Genomic DNA, 18,234 nt, shown 5'->3' with positions numbered 1-18,234 from the left:
GGGAACGAGTATCACCGCCAGCGGGTTTCTCCCCCCTCTTCTTGTTTCCCCCCCCCCCCCCCCCTTCCTCCCCCCCCCCCCCCCCCCCCCCCCCCCCCCCCCCCGGCGCCCCGCGACGCGAAGGGCCCCGTACGCCGGTTCCACGGCGTACGGGGCCCTCCGTCGGTGCGGGGCCTGGAGCGGATCAGACCAGCGCGCTGCCCGGGAGCTCGACCTTGGCGCCCAGCTCGACGAGCTTCTCCATGAAGTTCTCGTAGCCGCGGTTGATCAGGTCGATGCCGTGGACCCGGGACGTGCCCTGGGCCGCGAGCGCCGCGATCAGGTACGAGAAGCCGCCGCGGAGGTCGGGGATGACCAGGTCGGAGCCCTGGAGCTTGGTCGGGCCCGACACGACCGCCGAGTGCAGGAAGTTCCGCTGGCCGAAGCGGCAGTCGGAGCCGCCGAGGCACTCGCGGTACAGCTGGATGTGCGCGCCCATCTGGTTCAGCGCGGAGGTGAAGCCGAGCCGGGACTCGTACACCGTCTCGTGCACGATGGAGAGGCCCGAGGCCTGGGTCAGCGCCACGACCAGCGGCTGCTGCCAGTCCGTCTGGAAGCCGGGGTGCACGTCCGTCTCCAGGTGGATCGCGTTGAGCGAGCCGCCCGGGTGCCAGAAGCGGATGCCCTCGTCGTCGATCTCGAAGGCGCCGCCGACCTTCCGGTACGTGTTGAGGAAGGTCATCATCGAGCGCTGCTGGGCGCCGCGCACGTAGATGTTGCCCTCGGTCGCCAGCGCCGCCGACGCCCAGGAGGCCGCCTCCAGGCGGTCCGAGAGCGCCCGGTGGGTGTAACCGTCGAGGCGGTCGACACCGGTGATCCGGATGGTCCGGTCGGTGTCCATGGAGATGATCGCGCCCATTTTCTGCAGGACGCAGATCAGGTCCTCGATCTCGGGCTCCACGGCCGCGTTCGACAGCTCGGTGACGCCCTCGGCGAGCACCGCCGTGAGCAGCACCTGCTCGGTCGAGCCGACCGAGGGGTACGGCAGCCGGATCTTGCAACCGCGAAGACGCTGCGGCGCCTCCAGGTACTGCCCGCCCTCGCGCTTCTCGATGGTGGCGCCGAACTTGCGCAGCACGTCGAAGTGGAAGTCGATCGGCCGGCCGCCGATGTCGCAGCCGCCCAGGCCCGGGATGAAGGCGTGGCCGAGGCGGTGCAGCAGCGGGCCGCAGAAGAGGATCGGGATGCGGGACGAACCGGCGTGGGCGTCGATGTCGGCGACGTTCGCGGACTCGACGTGCGTCGGGTCGAGGACGAGCTCGCCGGGCTCCTCGCCCGGGCGGACCGTCACTCCGTGCAGCTGGAGCAGCCCGCGGACGACGCGGACGTCACGGATGTCGGGCACATTGCGCAGCCGGCTGGGGCCGCTGCCGAGCAGTGCGGCGACCATCGCCTTGGGCACGAGGTTCTTCGCGCCGCGGACGCGGATCTCGCCCTCCAGCGGGGTTCCGCCGTGGACAAGCAGGACATCGTCTGTGCCGGTCATGAATCTCGCGTTCCGGAGTGGGGTCGGTCGGGTGGCCAGTGAAAAGGGTAAGGGGCCATGAGACCCCGTTCGGGTGCGTCAGGGGGTCTGTCAGATGTAATGAATTCGGCACAACACCCTCTGTTCCCGTGATCTTGCGGAGTGTCACCGTCCGCTTGCTTCCGCGGGGCGGCCGGCAGCCCCCGTACCCTCCCTTCCGACCTGCGGCTCAGGACCGCGACGCTCGCCGCCTTCCCCGTATCCCCTCCGACAACCCCCGCGAACGCCGAACATGCGGGATCATGTGTCGCATGACCGAGGTGTCCTCGCTCACAGGCCGACTGCTCGTCGCCACCCCCGCGCTGGCGGACCCGAACTTCGACCGCGCGGTCGTCCTGCTGCTCGACCACGACGACGAGGGCTCGCTCGGCGTCGTCCTCAACCGGCCCACGCCCGTCACCGTCTCCGACATCCTCGCCCCCTGGGCCGGACTCGCCGGCGAACCCGGCGTCGTCTTCCAGGGCGGACCCGTCTCCCTCGACGCGGCCCTCGGCGTCGCCGTCATCCCCGGCGACGAGGGCCCCCTCGGCTGGCGGCGGGTGTACGGGGCGATCGGCCTCGTCGACCTGGAGACCCCGCCCGAACTGCTCGGCCCGGCCCTCGGCTCGCTCCGGATCTTCGCCGGGTACGCGGGCTGGGGCCCCGGCCAGCTGGAGTCCGAGCTCGGCGACGGCGCCTGGTACGTGGTCGAGTCCGAGCCCGGCGACGTCTCCTCGCCGCACCCCGAGAGCCTCTGGCGCCAGGTGCTCCGCCGCCAGCGCGGCGAGCTCGCCATGATCGCGACCTACCCGGACGACCCGTCCCTCAACTGAACCCCCGGCTTTCAGTACCCTTGGCGGTTATGAGCACTCTCGAGCCCGAGCGCGGGGCAGGTACGGGGACCCTCGTCGAGCCGACGCCGCAGGTGTCCCACGGTGACGGCGACCACGAGCGCTACGCCCATTACGTCCAGAAGGACAAGATCATGGCGAGCGCCCTCGACGGCACCCCCGTCGTCGCGCTGTGCGGGAAGGTCTGGGTACCGGGGCGCGACCCCAAGAAGTACCCGGTCTGCCCCATGTGCAAGGAGATCTACGACTCCATGGGCGCCGGCGGCGGCGACAAGGACAAGGGCGGCAAGGACAAGTAAGCGGGTCCTGACGTCGGGGACGGCCCCCGTCGTACGTACTTCGGTGCGTACGACGGGGGCCGTTTCGCGTTGCACGGGGTGCTTTCGCCGGTCACGGAGTGGTGGAAATGGTCGAGACCTCTTGTCGGGCCGCCTGAGCCGCGCCTAACCTCACGCGTGTTGTGCAGCACGAAACACCCATTGCACATGATGCAACGCACGCATCCGGAGGGGATCCGCCATGAAGTCCGCCCTGACACTTCCTGCCCTCACCGCCACCGCGCTCCTGCTCGCCGGAGCCACCGCCTGCGCACCCCAGACCTCCGACGGAAAGGCCACCGCCGACGAGAAGACCGGCACCCTGCGCGTCTGGCTCTTCCAGGAGGTCAACAACAAGCCCAAGGAACAGGTCGTCGCACAGGCCGTCGCCGCCTTCGAACAGCGCCACCCCGGCGCCGAGGCCGAGATCGAGTACATCCCCGTCGAGACCCGCGCCCAGCGCGTCAAAGCCGCCTTCAACGACCCGAAGTCCGCCCCCGACCTCATCGAGTACGGCAACACCGACACCGCCGGATACGTCAAGGACGGCGGACTCGCCGACATCAGCGCCGAGTTCGCCGCCTGGGACGAGGCCAAGGACACCGACCCCACCGCCCGCCAGTCCGTCACCGTCGGCGGCAAGGTCTACGGCGCCCCGCTCTTCGTCGGCGTCCGCGCCCTCTACTACCGCACCGACGTCTTCCGGGAACTCGGCCTCACCGCCCCCAAGAGCCAGGCCGAACTCGTCACCACCGCGAAGAAGATCCGCAAGGCGAAGCCCGAGCTCTACGGCATCGCCGTCGGCGGCGCCTACACCTACGGCGCCCTGCCCTTCGTCTGGTCCGCCGGCGGCGAACTCGCCACCGCCGACGGCGACTCGTACAAGGCGGCCGTCAACAGCGAGGCCGCGCTCAAGGGCATCGGCACCTACACCTCGCTCTTCGGCGACGACAACTGCCCCGCCGCCAAGTGCGCCCAGATGGGCGGCAACGCCACCGTCACCGCCTTCGCCTCCGGGAAGGCCGGCATGGCCATCGGCGGCGACTTCAGCCACGCCGCCGTCGAAGCCGGCGCCGTGAAGGGCAAGTACGCCGTCGTCCCGCTGCCCGGCACCACGCCCGGCTCCATCGCCCCCGCCTTCGCCGGCGGCAACAACATCGGCGTCCTCAAGAGCACCGCGCACCGCACCCTCGCCGTCGACCTGCTCAAGTCCCTCACCGGCAAGGACACCCAGGGCAAGCTCTTCGACGCGATGGGCTTCCTGCCCACCTACACCGACGTCCGCACCGCCGCCGCCCGGCGGCAGCCCTTCGTGAAGCCCTTCATCGACACCCTCGGCGCCGGCGCCAAGTTCGTCCCCGCGTCCCCCGGCTGGGGACAGATCGACGCCTCCCTCGTCCTCCCCACCCTCTTCCAGGAGGTCGTCAGCGGCCGCAAGGACGTCAAGGCGGCCGCCGACGACGCCGCGAATAAGATGGACGCGGCGTTCGCGGCGGCGGGCTGAGCCGCATGACGATCCAGCTCATCCGGGCCGCCGAGCCGGCGAAGACCTCCGCGCCGCCCGCCCCCGCCCGCCGCCCCCGGCGCACCCGCCCCTGGACCCCCTGGCTCTACCTCCTGCCCGCCCTCACCGTCATCGGCGGACTCCTCGTCTACCCCGTCTACCAACTCGGCCTGATCTCCTTCCTCGAATACACCCAGGCCCAGGTCAGCGGCGGCGAACCCACCTCCTTCAAGGGCTTCGCCAACTACACGGCCCTCTTCGAGGACCCGCGGTTCCGCCAGGTCCTCGTCACCACCGTCGTCTTCGCCGCCGTCTGCGTCGTCGCCACCCTCGCCGTCGGCTGCGCCCTCGCGGTCCTCCTCACGCGCGTGCGTGCCCTGCCCCGGCTGGTCCTCACGCTGGCCGCGCTCGGCGCCTGGGCGACCCCGGCGATCACCGGCTCCACCGTCTGGGTCTTCCTCTTCGACCCCGACTTCGGCCCCGTCAACCGGCTCCTCGGACTCGGCGACCACTCCTGGACGTACGGGCGGTACAGCGCCTTCGCCCTCGTCCTCCTCGAAGTCGTCTGGTGCTCGTTCCCGTTCGTGATGGTGACGGTCTACGCCGGCATCAGATCCGTCCCGTCCGAGGTCCTGGAAGCCGCCGCCCTCGACGGCGCCTCGCAATGGCGGACCTGGCGCTCTGTCACCGCCCCGATGCTGCGGCCGATCCTGGTCGTCGTCACGATCCAGTCGATCATCTGGGACTTCAAACTCTTCACCCAGATCTACGTGATGACCAACGGCGGCGGCATCGCCGGCCAGAACCTCGTCCTCAACGTCTACGCCTACCAGCAGGCCTTCGCCTCCTCCCAGTACAGCCTGGGCTCGGCGATCGGCGTCGTCATGCTGCTCATCCTGCTCGCCGTGACGCTGGTCTACCTGCGGCTGCTCCGACGCCAGGGAGAAGAACTGTGAGGCCCCCGAGCATCCTCCGGATACGCCGTCCCTGGCGGCTCGCCGCCGAGGCCGTCACCCTCCTGGTCGCCGCCGCCGTCGCCTTCCCGCTGTACTGGATGGTCCTCTCGGCCTTCAAGCCGGCGGGCGAGATCCAGTCGACGGACCCCAGGCCGTGGACGCTCTCCCCGTCGCTCGACTCCTTCCGGCGGGTCTTCGAACAGCAGGAGTTCGGCCGGTACTTCGTCAACTCGCTGATCGTGGCGGGCACGGTCGTGCTCGCCTCCGCGCTGATCGCGTTCCTCGCCGCGACGGCCGTCACCCGGTTCCGCTTCCGGTTCCGGACCACGCTCCTCGTCATGTTCCTGATCGCCCAGATGGTGCCGGTGGAGGCGCTCGCCATCCCGCTCTTCTTCCTCATGCGGGACTTCGGACAGCTCAACACCCTCGGCTCGCTGATCCTGCCGCACCTCGCGTTCTCCCTGCCGTTCGCGATCTGGATGCTGCGCGGCTTCGTCACGGCCGTACCCGAAGCCCTGGAGGAACAGGCCCGGATCGACGGCGCGAGCCCCACCCGCTTCCTCTGGCAGATCCTCTTCCCGCTGGTCCTCCCGGGCCTCGTGGCCACCAGCGTCTTCTCGTTCATCTCGACCTGGAACGACTTCCTCTTCGCGAAGTCCTTCCTCATCAGCGACACCTCGCAGTCGACCCTCCCCATGGCCCTGCTCGTCTTCTTCAAACCCGACGAGAACGACTGGGGAGGCATCATGGCCGGGTCGACCGTGATGACGATCCCGGTGCTCGTCTTCTTCGTACTCGTACAGCGCCGTCTGGTCTCCGGACTGGGCGGGGCGGTGAAGGACTGACGCGATGACCCACTCCACGGACCTGATTCCGGCACCCCTCCAGCACGAGGTGCGCGGGGACTCCCCGGGTTCTTTCACGCTCGACGAACGGACCACCCTCGACACCGGACCCGGCACGGAGTCCACCGCTCGCTGGCTCCGCACCGTCCTCGGCGCCGCCACCGGCCTGCCGTTCGCCGAAGGCTCCGGGCCGTCCGCCGTCCGAGTGCGGATCAGCGAGGAGGTGGAGCGGGAGCACGGCCCCGAGGGCTACCGCCTCACCACGGAGAACCCCGCCTGCGCCGTCCTCATCGAAGGAGGCGGCCCCGCCGGGGTGTTCTGGGGCGCCCAGACCCTCCGTCAGCTGCTCGGCCCCGACGCGTACCGCAGGGCGCCCGTGCGCGAGGGCGCGGACTGGGACCTCCCGTACACGACGATCGAGGACGCCCCCCGCTTCGGCTGGCGCGGCCTCCTCCTCGACGTCTCCCGGCACTTCACGCCCAAGGACGACGTCCTGCGCCACCTCGACCTGCTCGCCGCCCACAAGCTCAACGTCTTCCACTTCCACCTCACCGACGACCAGGGCTGGCGCATCGAGATCAAGCGCCACCCCAAGCTCACCGAGGTCGGCTCCTGGCGGGCCCGCACCAAGTGGGGGCACCGGGCCTCGCCGCTGTGGACGGAGACCCCGTACGGCGGCTTCTACACCCAGGACGACATCCGCGAGATCGTCGCCTACGCCGCCGAGCGGCACATCACCGTCGTCCCCGAGATCGACTTCCCCGGCCACTCCCAGGCCGCGATCGCCGCCTACCCCGAACTCGGCAACACCGACGTCGTCGACACCACCGCCCTCACCGTCTGGGACACCTGGGGCGTCAACCCCAACATCCTCGCGCCGACCGAGGACGTCCTGCGCTTCTACGAAGGCGTCTTCGAGGAGGTCCTCGACCTCTTCCCGTCCACCTTCGTCCACGTCGGCGGCGACGAGTGCCCCAAGGACCAGTGGAAGGCCTCCCCGGCCGCCCAGGCCCGCATCAAGGAACTCGGACTCGCCGACGAGGACGAGCTCCAGTCCTGGTTCATCCGCCACTTCGACCGCTGGCTCGCCGACCGCGGACGGCGGCTCATCGGCTGGGACGAGATCCTGGAGGGCGGCCTCGCCGACGGCGCCGCCGTGTCCTCCTGGCGCGGCTACGGCGGCGGGATCGCCGCCGCCGAAGCCGGCCACGACGTCGTCATGTGCCCCGAGCAGCAGGTCTACCTGGACCACCGTCAGGCCCCCGGCGAGGACGAGCCGATGCCCATCGGCTTCGTCCGCACCCTGGAGGACGTCTACCGCTTCGAACCCGTACCGCCCGGCCTCGCGCCCGAAGCCGCCGCCCGCATCCTGGGCACCCAGGCCAACGTCTGGACCGAGGTCATGGAGAACCGCTCCCGCGTCGACTACCAGGTCTTCCCCCGCCTCGCCGCCTTCGCCGAGGTCGCCTGGTCCGCGCTGCCCGCGCCGGACGCGCGCGACTACGCCGGCTTCGAGCGCCGGATGAGCGCCCACTACCGCCGCCTCGACGCCCTCGGAGTCGACTACCGCCCGCCCGCCGGACCCCACCCCTGGCAGCGCCGCCCCGGCGTCGCCGGCCGCCCGATCGAGGGGGCGCCCCCGAACGTGTGAGAGCCCCGGAGCCGACCCGGGAGAGCCCCGGCACCGTACGTGTGAGAGGCCCGGAGCCGACCCCGGGGAGTCCCGGCACCGTACGTGTGAGAGACCCGACGTTCCCGTGTCACCCAAGAACGGCGAAAGGGAAGTTACCGTCGCTCACGGGGCGTCCCGGACGGAACAGTCCTTCGCGGACCCTCGCGCCGGACGGCTCGGAAGATGTGCCAGAGTTGCCACGTCCGGCGTGTGAGCACGTACGGTACGCCCACACGCAGGCGCGACAGCAGACGTGACAGCAGGCGCGCGGCCGGGCACAGTCGGGGACCACCGGGACACCGGGAAGGGGCAGCGGGTTGACCACGCACGCACCACAGACGGCGCAGTCCGTGACGCTGCCCGCCTCGCTCGACGAGGCCGTGGCAGCGCTCACGGCCATGCCGGCCGCCGTGCCCGTCGCCGGTGGCACCGACCTCATGGCCGCCGTCAACAGAGGCCAGCTCCGCCCCGCCGGCCTCGTCGGCCTCAGCCGCATCAACGAGATCCGCGGCTGGCAGTACCAGGACGGCCACGCCCTCCTCGGCGCCGGCCTCACCCACGCCCGGATGGGCCGCCCCGACTTCGCCGCCCTCATCCCGGCCCTCGCCGCCGCCTCCCGCGCCGCGGGACCGCCCCAGATCCGCAACGCCGGCACCCTCGGCGGCAACGTCGTCACCGCCGCGCCCACCGGCGACTCGCTGCCCGTCCTCGCCGCCCTGGAGGCCGACCTCGTCGTCCTCGGGCCGCTCGGCAGCCGCGAGATCCCCGTCTCCCACCTCCTCGCCGGACGCGACCTGCTCGCCCCCGGCGAACTCGTCGCCTTCGTCCGCGTCCCCCTGCTCCACGCCCCGCAGGTCTTCCTCAAGGCCACCGGCCGCACCGGTCCCGCCCGCGCCACCGCCTCCGTCGCCGTCGTCCTCGACCCGGCCCGCCGCGGCGTGCGCTGCGCGGTCGGCGCCGTCGCGCCGATGCCGCTGCGCCCGCTGGAGGCCGAGCGCTGGATCGCCTCCCTCGTCGACTGGGACAACGACCGGGGCCTCGCCCCCGAAGCGCTCGCGGCCTTCGGCGAGTACGTCGCCGCCGCCTGCATCCCTGACCCGCCGGGTGACGAACCCTTGTCCCCCGGCGTACTGCACCTGCGGCGCACCGTCGCCGCACTCGCCCGACGGGCACTGGGGAGGGCACTCGCGTGAGCACCGACGACCGCACCACGGGCCAGGGGGGATACCCCGGCGGCTGGGAGCCGATCCCGCAGAGCGAGGGGTACGACGGCGACGCGACCGCGTTCGTCCAGCTGCCCCGCGACTTCATGCTGGACGGCGTTCCCCTCGAAGCCCCCGGTCACGGCTACGTCCCGCCGATGATCACCCCCCTCCAGCCGCTCACCCCCGCCGCCGCGACCGACCCCGCCGCCACCGGCGCCTGGACGGTCCACCTCCCCACCGAGGCCGAGCAGACCCAGTACTTCGACCAGTCCGCCCAGTCCGCCCAGTCCGTCCAGCCCGTCCAGCCCGCCCAGTGGCCGGTGGAGTACGACGGCGGGCCCGGGCACGCCGAGTACGTCCCCGAGCAGGACCCGAACGCGACGGCCGAGTGGCACTTCGGCGAGGTGACGGGCTCGGCGTCCGACTCCGGCGCCTTCGAGTCCTCCCTGACGCTCTCCCCCTCCCCGTACGCCGAGGCCCCCGCCACCCTGCCGGGCGGCGCCCCGGCGCCGTGGGCCGCGCTGGTGGAGACCGCCGCGCCGGAGACCGTCGCCCCGGAGCCGGCCGTCGCGGAGACCGCCGTCCCGGAGGCGACCGCTCCCGAGGGCGATTCCGTCGCCGAGGGGGCACTGGACGAGCCGCTCGCGGCGGACGAGACCGACGAGGCGCACCAGGCAGGCGAGGCTGACGGGGCCGACGGGGTCGACGGGGCTGACGGGCACGTCGTACGCGACGAGGTCGGCGCGGACGACCAGGTGCCGGACGCCGACGAGGTGGCCGCCCCGGTCACCCCCGCCGCCGATCCGGGCAGCTACGCCTCCACGGACAGCGACGAGCACCCGCACACCTCGTACACGCTGCGGGTGAACGGGGTGGACAGGCCGGTCACCGGTTCGTGGATCGGGGAGTCGCTGCTGTACGTGCTGCGCGAGCGGCTCGGCCTCGCGGGGGCGAAGGACGGCTGCTCGCAGGGCGAGTGCGGCGCGTGCAACGTGCAGGTCGACGGCAGGCTCGTGGCCTCGTGCCTGGTCCCGGCGGCGACCGCCGCGGGGAGCGAGGTGCGGACCGTGGAGGGCCTCGCGGTGGACGGCGAGCCGTCCGACGTGCAGCGGGCGATGTCGAAGTGCGGCACGGTCCAGTGCGGCTTCTGCATCCCGGGCATGTGCATGACCGTGCATGACCTCCTGGAGGGCAACCACGCCCCCACCGAGCTCGAGACGCGCCACGCGCTGGCCGGCAACCTCTGCCGCTGCTCCGGCTACCGGGGCGTCCTCGAAGCCGTACGGGACGTCGTCGCCGAGCGTGAGGCGAGCGCCGCGGCGACCGCCTCCGAGGCGTCCGACGAGATCCGTGTCCCGCACCAGATCCCCCACTCGCACGACGGAGGCATGGCGTGAGCAGCGACGCGACCACCGCCGTTCCCACGCTCCCGGTCCCGGAGGCCCCCGGGGCCCTGGGCCAGGAGCCGGCCGCGCACGGCCTCGGCACCTCGCTCCCGCAGGCCGAGGCGCGGGCGAAGACCGAGGGCACGTTCCCCTACGCCTCCGACCTGTGGGCCGAGGGCCTGCTGTGGGCGGCGATCCTGCGGTCCCCGCACCCGCACGCGCGGATCGTCTCCGTCGACACGACGGCCGCGACCGCCATGCCGGGCGTACGGGCCGTGGTGACGGCCGTCGACGTGCCGGGCGCGTCGACGTACGGCCGCCAGGTCGCCGACCGGCCCGTCTTCGCCGCCGACCTGGTCCGGCACCACGGCGAGGCGATCGCCGCCGTCGCCGCCGACCACCCCGACACGGCCCGGCTCGCGGCCGCCGCGATCAGCGTCGAGTACGAGCCCCTCGACCCGGTGACCGACCCCGAGAAGGCGTTCGCCGCCGAGGCGCTGCACCCCGACGGGAACCTCATCCGGCACATCCCGCTCCGCTTCGGCGACCCGGAGGCGACCGGCGAGGTCGTCGTCGAGGGCCTCTACCGGATCGGCCGCCAGGACCCGGCGCCGATCGGCGCGGAGGCCGGGCTCGCCGTGCCCCGCCCCGACGGAGGCGTCGAGCTCTACACCGCATCGACCGACCCGCACACCGACCGCGACCTGGCCGCCGCCTGCTTCGGCCTGCCCCCCGAGCAGGTCAAGCTGGTCGTCACCGGCGTGCCCGGCGCCACCGGCGACCGCGAGGACCCGGGCTTCCAGATCCCGCTGGGCCTGCTCGCCCTGCGTACCGGCTGCCCCGTCAAACTCACCGCTACGCGCGAGGAGTCCTTCCTCGGCCACGCCCACCGCCACCCCACCCTGCTGCGCTACCGCCACCACGCGGACGCGGAGGGGCGGCTGGTGAAGGTGGAGGCGCAGATCCTGCTCGACGCGGGCGCGTACGCCGACTCGTCGTCCGAGTCCCTCGCCGCGGCCGTCGCCTTCGCCTGCGGCCCGTACGTCGTCCCGCACGCCTTCGTCGAAGGCTGGGCCGTCCGCACCAACAACCCGCCGTCCGGCCACGTCCGGGGCGAGGGCGCGATGCAGGTCTGCGCCGCCTACGAGGCCCAGATGGACAAACTCGCGGCCAAACTGGGCGTGGACCCGGCCGAGTTGCGCATGCGGAACGTCCTGGCGACCGGCGACATCCTGCCCACCGGCCAGACCGTCACCTGCCCGGCCCCGGTGGCCGAACTCCTCGCCGCCGTCCGCGACTTCCCGCTCCCCGCCCTCCCCAAGGACACCCCCGAGGACGACTGGCTGCTGCCCGGCGGCCCCGAGGGCGCGGGCGAACCCGGCGCCGTACGCCGAGGCGTGGGCTACGCCCTCGGCATGGTGCACATGCTCGGCGCGGAGGGCACCGACGAGGTCTCCACCGCCACCGTCCGCGTCATGGACGGCGTGGCGACGGTCATCTGCTCGGCCGTGGACACCGGCTCCGGCTTCTCCACCCTCGCCCGCCAGATCGTCCAGGAGACCCTCGGCATCGACGAGGTCCACGTCGCCCCCGTCGACACCGACCAGCCGCCGGCCGGACCGGCCGCCCACGGCCGCCACACCTGGGTCTCCGGCGGCGCGGTCGAACGCGCCGCCAAGATGGTCCGCACGCAGCTCCTCCAGCCGCTGGCCCACAAGTTCGGCATGTCGACCGAGCTCCTCCAGATCACCGACGGCAAGATCACCTCCTACGACGGCGTCCTCTCCACCACCGTCACCGAGGCCATGGACGGCAAGGAACTCTGGGCCACCGCCCAGTGCCGCCCCCACCCCACCGAGCCCCTCGACGACGCCGGCCAGGGCGACGCCTTCGTCGGCCTCGCCTTCTGCGCCATCCGCGCGGTCGTCGACGTCGACATCGAACTCGGCGCCGTACGCGTCGTGGAGATGGCCGTCGCCCAGGACGTCGGCCGCGTCCTCAACCCCGCCCAGCTCGCCGTCCGCATCGAAGCCGGCGTCACCCAGGGCGTCGGCGCCGCCCTCACCGAGAACCTCCGCACCGCCCGCGGCCTCGTCCGCCACCCCGACCTCACCGGCTACGCACTCCCGACATCCCTGGATGCCCCGGACATTCGCATCGTGAAACTCGTCGAAGAACGCGACGTCGTCGCCCCCTTCGGCGCCAAACCCGCCAGCGCCGTCCCCGTCGTCACCTCCCCCGCCGCCGTAGCCTCAGCCGTACGCGCCGCCACCGGCCGCCCGATCAACCGCCTCCCCATCCGCCCCCAGGCAGCGGTGGCCGTGCCCAATTCGTAACCGATCGATGTCCGTTGCTTGTGCAACCCAGAGGTGCGCAGTGTCGTCGTTCCTGACTACAGTGAACTTCTAGACTTGGCAGTAACGGCACGGGTGTTCACACGGGGGAGGAGCGCGGGGCATGGAAGCCTACGTGGACGGGGGCGGCTCGCTCGGTATGCGCGGCATGAGCATGGACGCCGTGCGCTACAACACCGAGTCGATGTCCGAGTTCAAGAAGAGCATCGACGGTCTGATCAAGACGCTCACTTCATCCGAGGCCGACAAGGGCAAGATGGAGTCGGACCCGGTGGTGCGCGGCCAGTTCGGCGGCGGCGGTGCCGCCTGGTCCGAGGCGAGCGGTGTCTACGACGCGTACAACAACGTCCTCAGGCAGCTGGTGGAGCTCTCCGGGCTGCTGCAGGACTGCCTGGAAGGCCTCGGCATCGCCGTGGTGGCGTCCAAGGACGGTTTCTCGCAGATGGACGACGACATCAAGCAGAAGATGATCAACATCCATGACCGCACCTGGGAAGCCAAGGAGAAGGCGGACCAGAACGCGGACCGGAACGCGGGCGGTCAGGACCCGGCGAACCACGGCACCAGCCAGGGCACGACGACGGACAGCCCCTTCAAGTAGGGCGGCACGGACAGACTTATCGGGGACACGGGGAAGAGGCGAGAGATGAGGCCTGCAGAGGGCGGCGGAGGCGGCGGAACCGATTTCCGCTCGATGCCCCACCAGAAGATGCTGGACTGGCTGGACGAGGCGGAGATCTACCCCGTCAGCAACGCTGCCGAGCGCTTGAAGAAGGCAGCCGCGGAGATGCACAGCATCGCCACCGAGCTCAAGCAGCGCACCGGCGGGGTGGACTGGAAGGGCGACGCCGAGAAGGCGTTCACGGAGTGGGCGGAGAGCGTCGTGCTCTCGACGCACTCGCTCGGCGAGTACAGCGCCGAAGCGGCCAAGTGGATGAACAGCGCCGCGGAAGCCATGGCCACCGCCAAGAGCGCCATTCCCCGCTACACCTCCAACGAGGCGGCCAAGGAGAACCTGAGGGCCGCCCAGACCTACCGCAACGACCCCGACTCGGCGACCATCGCGCGCAACGCCCAGAAGTCCATGACCGCGAGCGAGGACCTCAAGGCCATCGAGGCCAAGGAGCGCGAGAACCAGCAGGCCGCCGCGGCCGAGATGGAGAAGCTCTCCGGCTCGTACCAGTGGTCGAGCCTGCACATGGCGAGCCTCAATCCGCCGACGTTCCCGCCGCCGCCCGGCGACTTCGTGCCGGCGCAGGCGGGCGACCGCGGCACCGGTTCCCGCTCCAGCGGCTACTCGCAGGGCGAGCGGTACTCCGGGTCCACGGACACGGGCACGGGGACGCAGACCACGCACACCCCGCCGGACACCCGGAACACGCCCGACACCACCACGGTCCCGCCGACGGGCGACCCGACCGGGCCGGTGCACGTGATCAGGCCCGAGGTCCGGCCCGACGTTCCCGCCGACCTGGGCATCGACAGCGTCGAGACCCTCCCGAAGAACCCGACCACGACCGGCCCGACGCAGCCCACCGGCCCGACGCCGCCGCTCACCAAGCCGGACGCCGGCACTCCGCCGTTCATCACCACGGGCATCCCTCCGCTCACCCCGAAGGGCGGCCCCGGCCCGCTCGGCCCGACCTCGCCCGTCACCGGTGGCACCGGCTACCCCCGCACCCCGGCGACCGGCGGCGGCCCCGGGGGCCCGAGGCCCGGCCTCCCCGGCCCGCTCGGCGGTACCCGTGAGGGCATCAGCGGCGGCCGCCAGGTCCCGAACACCAACGGCCGCCCCGCGACCGGCATCCCCCGCAGCACCGTCATCGGCAACGAACCCGGCGGGCGCAACGGAACCGGCATGGGCCGCGGCCCCATGGGCGGCGGCCCCGGCATGGGCGGCCCCATGGGCGGCGCGGCCGGCCAGAACGGCATCAGCGGCGGCCGCCGCCTCGCCGGCGAGACCGGCGGTGTCGTCGGCGGCAAGGCACAGCGTGCCGGCGCCGCGGGTGGCACCAACGGCGCCCGCCCCTTCACGCCGGGAGGCTCCGGCCTCGTGCGGGGCGGCACCCCGCAGGACCGTGAACGCGAAGAGCAGAACGGAGAGCGTCCCGACTACCTGGTCGAGGACGAGGAGACCTGGCAGCAGGGCAACCGCCGCGTGGCCCCGCCCGTCATCGACTGATCAGCGCGAGGAAGCAGATGCGTACCAGCAGTATTCGTCGGAGCCGTGCCCGAGCCACCGCCTCGGCCGCCTTGGGGATGCTGCTGGTGGGCATCGCTTCCGTGCCCGCCCACGCGGAGACCATCCGGTCCAAGCAGTGGCACCTGGACGCCTTCGGCGCCGAGGAGATCTGGCAGCTCAGCACCGGCAAGGGCATCACCGTCGCCGTCATCGACAGTGGGGTCGAGCGGCAGAGCCCGGATCTTCAGGGCCAGGTGCTCAAGGGCAAGGACTTCGCGACGGAGGAAGCCGGTGACGAGTTCACCGACTACACCGGACACGGCACGGACATGGCCGGCCTCATCGCGGGAACGGGCAAGGCCAACGGAGGGGACGGCGCGTTCGGCCTCGCTCCCGGGGCCAAGATCCTCGCCGTACGGGTGCCGGGATCGGCGGGCGGCGACAAGAGCCAGGCGGCGGCCAACCGTGAGTTCAACACGGTCATGCCGGCGGCCATCAGGTTCGCCGTCGACTCCGGGGCCAAGGTCGTCAACATCTCGCAGGGTTCCCCGGAGGGCTCCCCACAGCTCACGGACGCCGTGAAGTACGCCCTGGACAAGGGCGCCCTGGTCTTCGCCGCCGTCGGCAACACCGGCGACAAGAGGAACCAGAAGGAGTACCCGGGGGCGACCCCCGGTGTCGTCGGCGTCGGCGCCGTCGACAACAAGGCGATGCGCCTCCCCATGTCGCAGCACGGTCCGCAGGTCGACCTCGTCGCCCCCGGCAAGGACACGCTTGCCGCCTGCGCCGGTGGTCGCGTCTGCACCTCCTCCGGTACCAGTAACGCCACCGCCCTCGCATCCGCGGCCGCCGCGCTGATCTGGTCGAAGCACCCCGACTGGACCAACCACCAGGTCCTGAAGGTCATGCTCAACACCATCGCCAAGCCCAAGGGGGGCGAGAACCGCAGCGATTACGTCGGTTACGGAGCCGTCCGGCCCCTGCGCGCCCTGAAGACCCCGGGTGATCCCGGCCCGGCCGGTGTGCGGCCCATCGACGACCTCGCCGAGACCGTGACGGCACCGCCCACCGACCTGACGTCCGCGGACCCGACGGCCTCGGCGACCGTCCCCGCCCCCGCCCCGGCTCCTCAGGCCGCCCCTTCCGAGGACGGTGGCAACACCGGCCTCTGGATCGGCCTCGGGATCGGTGCGGCCGTGCTGATCGGTGCCGCGGTCGCCGTCCCCGTACTCCGTTCGCGGCGGGGCTGAGCCCGCCCCGCCGGAGGGTTCACTCGCCGTAGACCGGCATGGCCGCGATTCTGCCGCCGCGCGCGATGAACACGCGGTGGGCGTCGCCGACGAGCTGGTAGGGGCCCTCGCGCTGCAGACGCGCGGTGAACAGCGGGGCGCGCGTGGCCTTGGCCACCACGCGGACGGCGCTGTCGTCGGGCTCGGGCAGCCAGACCGTCCCGCCCTCCACCGCGGGGGCGGTCAGGGTGCCTGCCTGGCTGCCCAGTTCGCCCAGGGTCTCCATCCACTCCGTACTCGCGTTGTTGGTACCGGCGACCGTGCTGTACCGGTAGGCCGCGTAGCCGTCGACGGCCACGACGGTCTCGCCGTCGGCGGTGGGGCTGCCCCAGCCCAGCGTCCGGTCGACCACGTTGCGGGTCTCCTCCTTCCAGAGGAAGCTGCCCTCGCCGAGACGCCTGGCCACCAGGTCGGGGCCGCCGAGGTACACGGTGTCGCCGCTGATCGAGGGAGCCTGGCCGCGGGTTCCCAGGCCCGCGACCTTCCACACGGTCTCGCCCGTCGCGGTGTCGAGGACCTCGACCTTTCCGTCCCGGCCGTGGATCACGAGCCGCTTGCCGCCCACCGCCGCCTTCGCGGGCCCGCCCGGCGAACGAGGGGAGGTCATCGGCCGGGTCCAGGCGGTCCTGAGCGTCCAGGCATCGACGGCGCGCAGCTTGTTGCCCCGCGTCACCAGGTAGACGTGAGTGCCGTCGGCGGCGAGTACATCGGAGACGTCACCGGGCGTCTGCCACACCGGGGCGCCGGTGGAGGCGACGAACGCGTGCAGGAAGCCCTTCCTGTCGGCGCCGACGACGAGCCGGTCGGCGACGGAGACGAAACCGGAGTCCGCGTCGACGTCCTTGGCCCGCCACCGCTCCTTGCCATCGGTGACGGACAGGGCCAGCAGGCCACCCGACTTCGCCGCCACGATCAGCACATCCCTTACGGGCAGCGGGAGATGGCCGCTCGGGTCGGTGACGTCGATGGGGCCCCACAGGGTCTTCGGGGCTTCGTTGGGCGCGCTGTCGATCAGCGAGATGAAGGCGGCCTCGGGGGCGGCGACGGCCGCCGGCACACCGGCGGTGGGGGAGTCCTCCCCCCGCCGGCCCAGCCACCAGGCACCGACCCCGCCGGCGGTGCCGAGGACGGCGACGCCCGCGGCGGCGCCGGTGAGGAAGCGGCGCCGGGTCGGGGTGGAGGAGGCGGCGACGGTGTCCTCGGGGGCGGCGAGGCGCTTGGTGGCGGTTTCGCGGCGCTTGATGTCGTCGGCGAGGGGGCCCTTGCGCCAGGCGCGGTCGGCACCCTTGGGAGGGGCGAAGGCCTGGGCGATGTGCGGGGGAGCGGGGCGGAGTGCCGGGTCCTTGGCCAGGCAGGGGCCGATGAGGTCCTGGAGCTCGGGGGGCACCTGGCTCAGGTCCGGGGTACCGTGCACGACCTCGTACTGGACGGCTGCCACGTGCCCGCCGTCGAAGGTGCGGCGGCCGCTCGCCGCGTACGCGAGGACCGCGCCGAGCGAGAAGACGTCCGAGGCCGGGCCGACGCGCTGCCCGAGGACCTGCTCGGGGGCGCCGTAGCCGGGGGTGACGGGGATCTGGCCCGTGGTGGTGAGGGTCAGGCCGTGCTCGGGGCGCGCGATGCCGAAGTCGATGATCCGGGGGCCGGTCGAGGTGAGCACGATGTTCGCGGGCTTGAGGTCGCGGTGCACCAGGCCCGCCACGTGGATGTCGTGCAGGGTGCGGGCCAGCTGGGCGGCGAGGGCGCGGACCGTCGGCACGTCCATCGGCCCGTACGCGCGCACGGCCTCGTCGAGCGTCGGGCCGGCGAGGAACTCGGCGGCGATCCACGGCCGTCCGCCCTCCGTCTGTGCGCCGAGGACCCGCGCCACGCCCTTGCTCGTGACGGCCCGCGCCATGTCGGCCTCGCGGACGAAGCGTTGCGCGAGGTGCTGGTCGTGGGCGAGTTCGGGGCGCAGCACCTTGACGGCGGCGGGTGCTCCGGAGCCGTCCCTGCCGACGTACACCTTGCCCATGCCGCCCTCGCCGAGGACGCCGAGCAGGCGGTACGGGCCGAGCCGGAGCGGGTCGCCGGTGGCGAGGGGCTGAGTGGTCACGAGGCTGCTTTCCGGTGCGGGGCGGATCGGGACGGGCGG

At 72.3% G+C, this 18,234-nt stretch carries 14 protein-coding genes; 12 read left to right on the top strand and 2 right to left on the bottom strand.

Annotation, left to right across the window (positions count from 1 at the left end; translation table 11 throughout):
* Nucleotides 1-184: 184 nt before the first annotated feature.
* The gene (gene murA, locus ACZ7G1_RS33515; protein WP_470876630.1) at nt 185-1,525 is read right to left on the bottom strand and encodes a UDP-N-acetylglucosamine 1-carboxyvinyltransferase; all 1,341 of its coding nucleotides are present in this window, start codon (nt 1,523-1,525) and stop codon (nt 185-187) included.
* A 290-nt stretch (nt 1,526-1,815) separates the two neighbouring features.
* Between murA and ACZ7G1_RS33510 the strand changes: the two genes are divergently transcribed.
* From ACZ7G1_RS33510 to mycP, 12 genes are all read left to right on the top strand, one after another.
* On the top strand, nt 1,816-2,376 hold the full coding sequence (locus tag ACZ7G1_RS33510) for a YqgE/AlgH family protein (protein ID WP_470876628.1): 561 nt from the start codon (nt 1,816-1,818) through the stop codon (nt 2,374-2,376).
* 29 nt (nt 2,377-2,405) lie between these two features.
* A complete protein-coding gene (locus ACZ7G1_RS33505; protein WP_015033918.1) occupies nt 2,406-2,693 on the top strand; it encodes a DUF3039 domain-containing protein in 288 nt (95 codons plus the stop codon).
* Nucleotides 2,694-2,913: 220 nt separating this feature from the next.
* Nucleotides 2,914-4,215 (top strand): extracellular solute-binding protein, encoded by a 1,302-nt coding sequence (locus ACZ7G1_RS33500; RefSeq protein WP_470876627.1) that lies wholly within the window; start codon nt 2,914-2,916, stop codon nt 4,213-4,215.
* A 5-nt stretch (nt 4,216-4,220) separates the two neighbouring features.
* The gene (locus ACZ7G1_RS33495) at nt 4,221-5,171 is read left to right on the top strand and encodes a carbohydrate ABC transporter permease (protein ID WP_470876625.1); all 951 of its coding nucleotides are present in this window, start codon (nt 4,221-4,223) and stop codon (nt 5,169-5,171) included.
* Nucleotides 5,168-6,016, top strand: coding sequence for a carbohydrate ABC transporter permease (locus ACZ7G1_RS33490; RefSeq protein WP_470876623.1), 849 nt, complete (start codon nt 5,168-5,170; stop codon nt 6,014-6,016). Before ACZ7G1_RS33495 ends, ACZ7G1_RS33490 begins: the two co-directional genes overlap by 4 nt.
* A gap of 4 nt (nt 6,017-6,020) precedes the next feature.
* Nucleotides 6,021-7,667: a beta-N-acetylhexosaminidase gene (locus ACZ7G1_RS33485; RefSeq protein ID WP_470876621.1), complete on the top strand. Its 1,647-nt coding sequence runs from the start codon at nt 6,021-6,023 to the stop codon at nt 7,665-7,667.
* 338 nt (nt 7,668-8,005) lie between these two features.
* On the top strand, nt 8,006-8,881 hold the full coding sequence (locus ACZ7G1_RS33480) for an FAD binding domain-containing protein (protein WP_470876619.1): 876 nt from the start codon (nt 8,006-8,008) through the stop codon (nt 8,879-8,881).
* Nucleotides 8,878-10,290, top strand: a complete 1,413-nt coding sequence (locus ACZ7G1_RS33475) for a (2Fe-2S)-binding protein (protein WP_470876618.1) — start codon at nt 8,878-8,880, stop codon at nt 10,288-10,290. Before ACZ7G1_RS33480 ends, ACZ7G1_RS33475 begins: the two co-directional genes overlap by 4 nt.
* Nucleotides 10,287-12,614, top strand: a complete 2,328-nt coding sequence (locus ACZ7G1_RS33470) for a xanthine dehydrogenase family protein molybdopterin-binding subunit (protein WP_470876617.1) — start codon at nt 10,287-10,289, stop codon at nt 12,612-12,614. Before ACZ7G1_RS33475 ends, ACZ7G1_RS33470 begins: the two co-directional genes overlap by 4 nt.
* 121 nt (nt 12,615-12,735) lie before the next feature.
* Entirely contained in the window at nt 12,736-13,233 is a 498-nt protein-coding gene (locus ACZ7G1_RS33465) for a hypothetical protein (RefSeq protein ID WP_470876616.1), read from the top strand.
* 45 nt (nt 13,234-13,278) lie between these two features.
* Nucleotides 13,279-14,814: a WXG100 family type VII secretion target gene (locus tag ACZ7G1_RS33460; RefSeq protein ID WP_470876614.1), complete on the top strand. Its 1,536-nt coding sequence runs from the start codon at nt 13,279-13,281 to the stop codon at nt 14,812-14,814.
* Nucleotides 14,815-14,831: 17 nt separating this feature from the next.
* Complete coding sequence (gene mycP, locus ACZ7G1_RS33455) at nt 14,832-16,064, top strand: type VII secretion-associated serine protease mycosin (protein ID WP_470876612.1); 1,233 nt, start codon at nt 14,832-14,834, stop codon at nt 16,062-16,064.
* Between the two features lie 19 nt (nt 16,065-16,083).
* On the opposite strand, the gene ACZ7G1_RS33450 is transcribed toward mycP, so the two are convergent.
* The gene (locus tag ACZ7G1_RS33450) at nt 16,084-18,195 is read right to left on the bottom strand and encodes a serine/threonine-protein kinase (RefSeq protein WP_470876610.1); all 2,112 of its coding nucleotides are present in this window, start codon (nt 18,193-18,195) and stop codon (nt 16,084-16,086) included.
* Nucleotides 18,196-18,234 lie beyond the last annotated feature (39 nt).

The sequence above is a fragment of the Streptomyces sp. NPDC037273 genome, from assembly GCF_055603625.1.
This window is presented reverse-complemented; position numbering and strand designations above follow the sequence as displayed.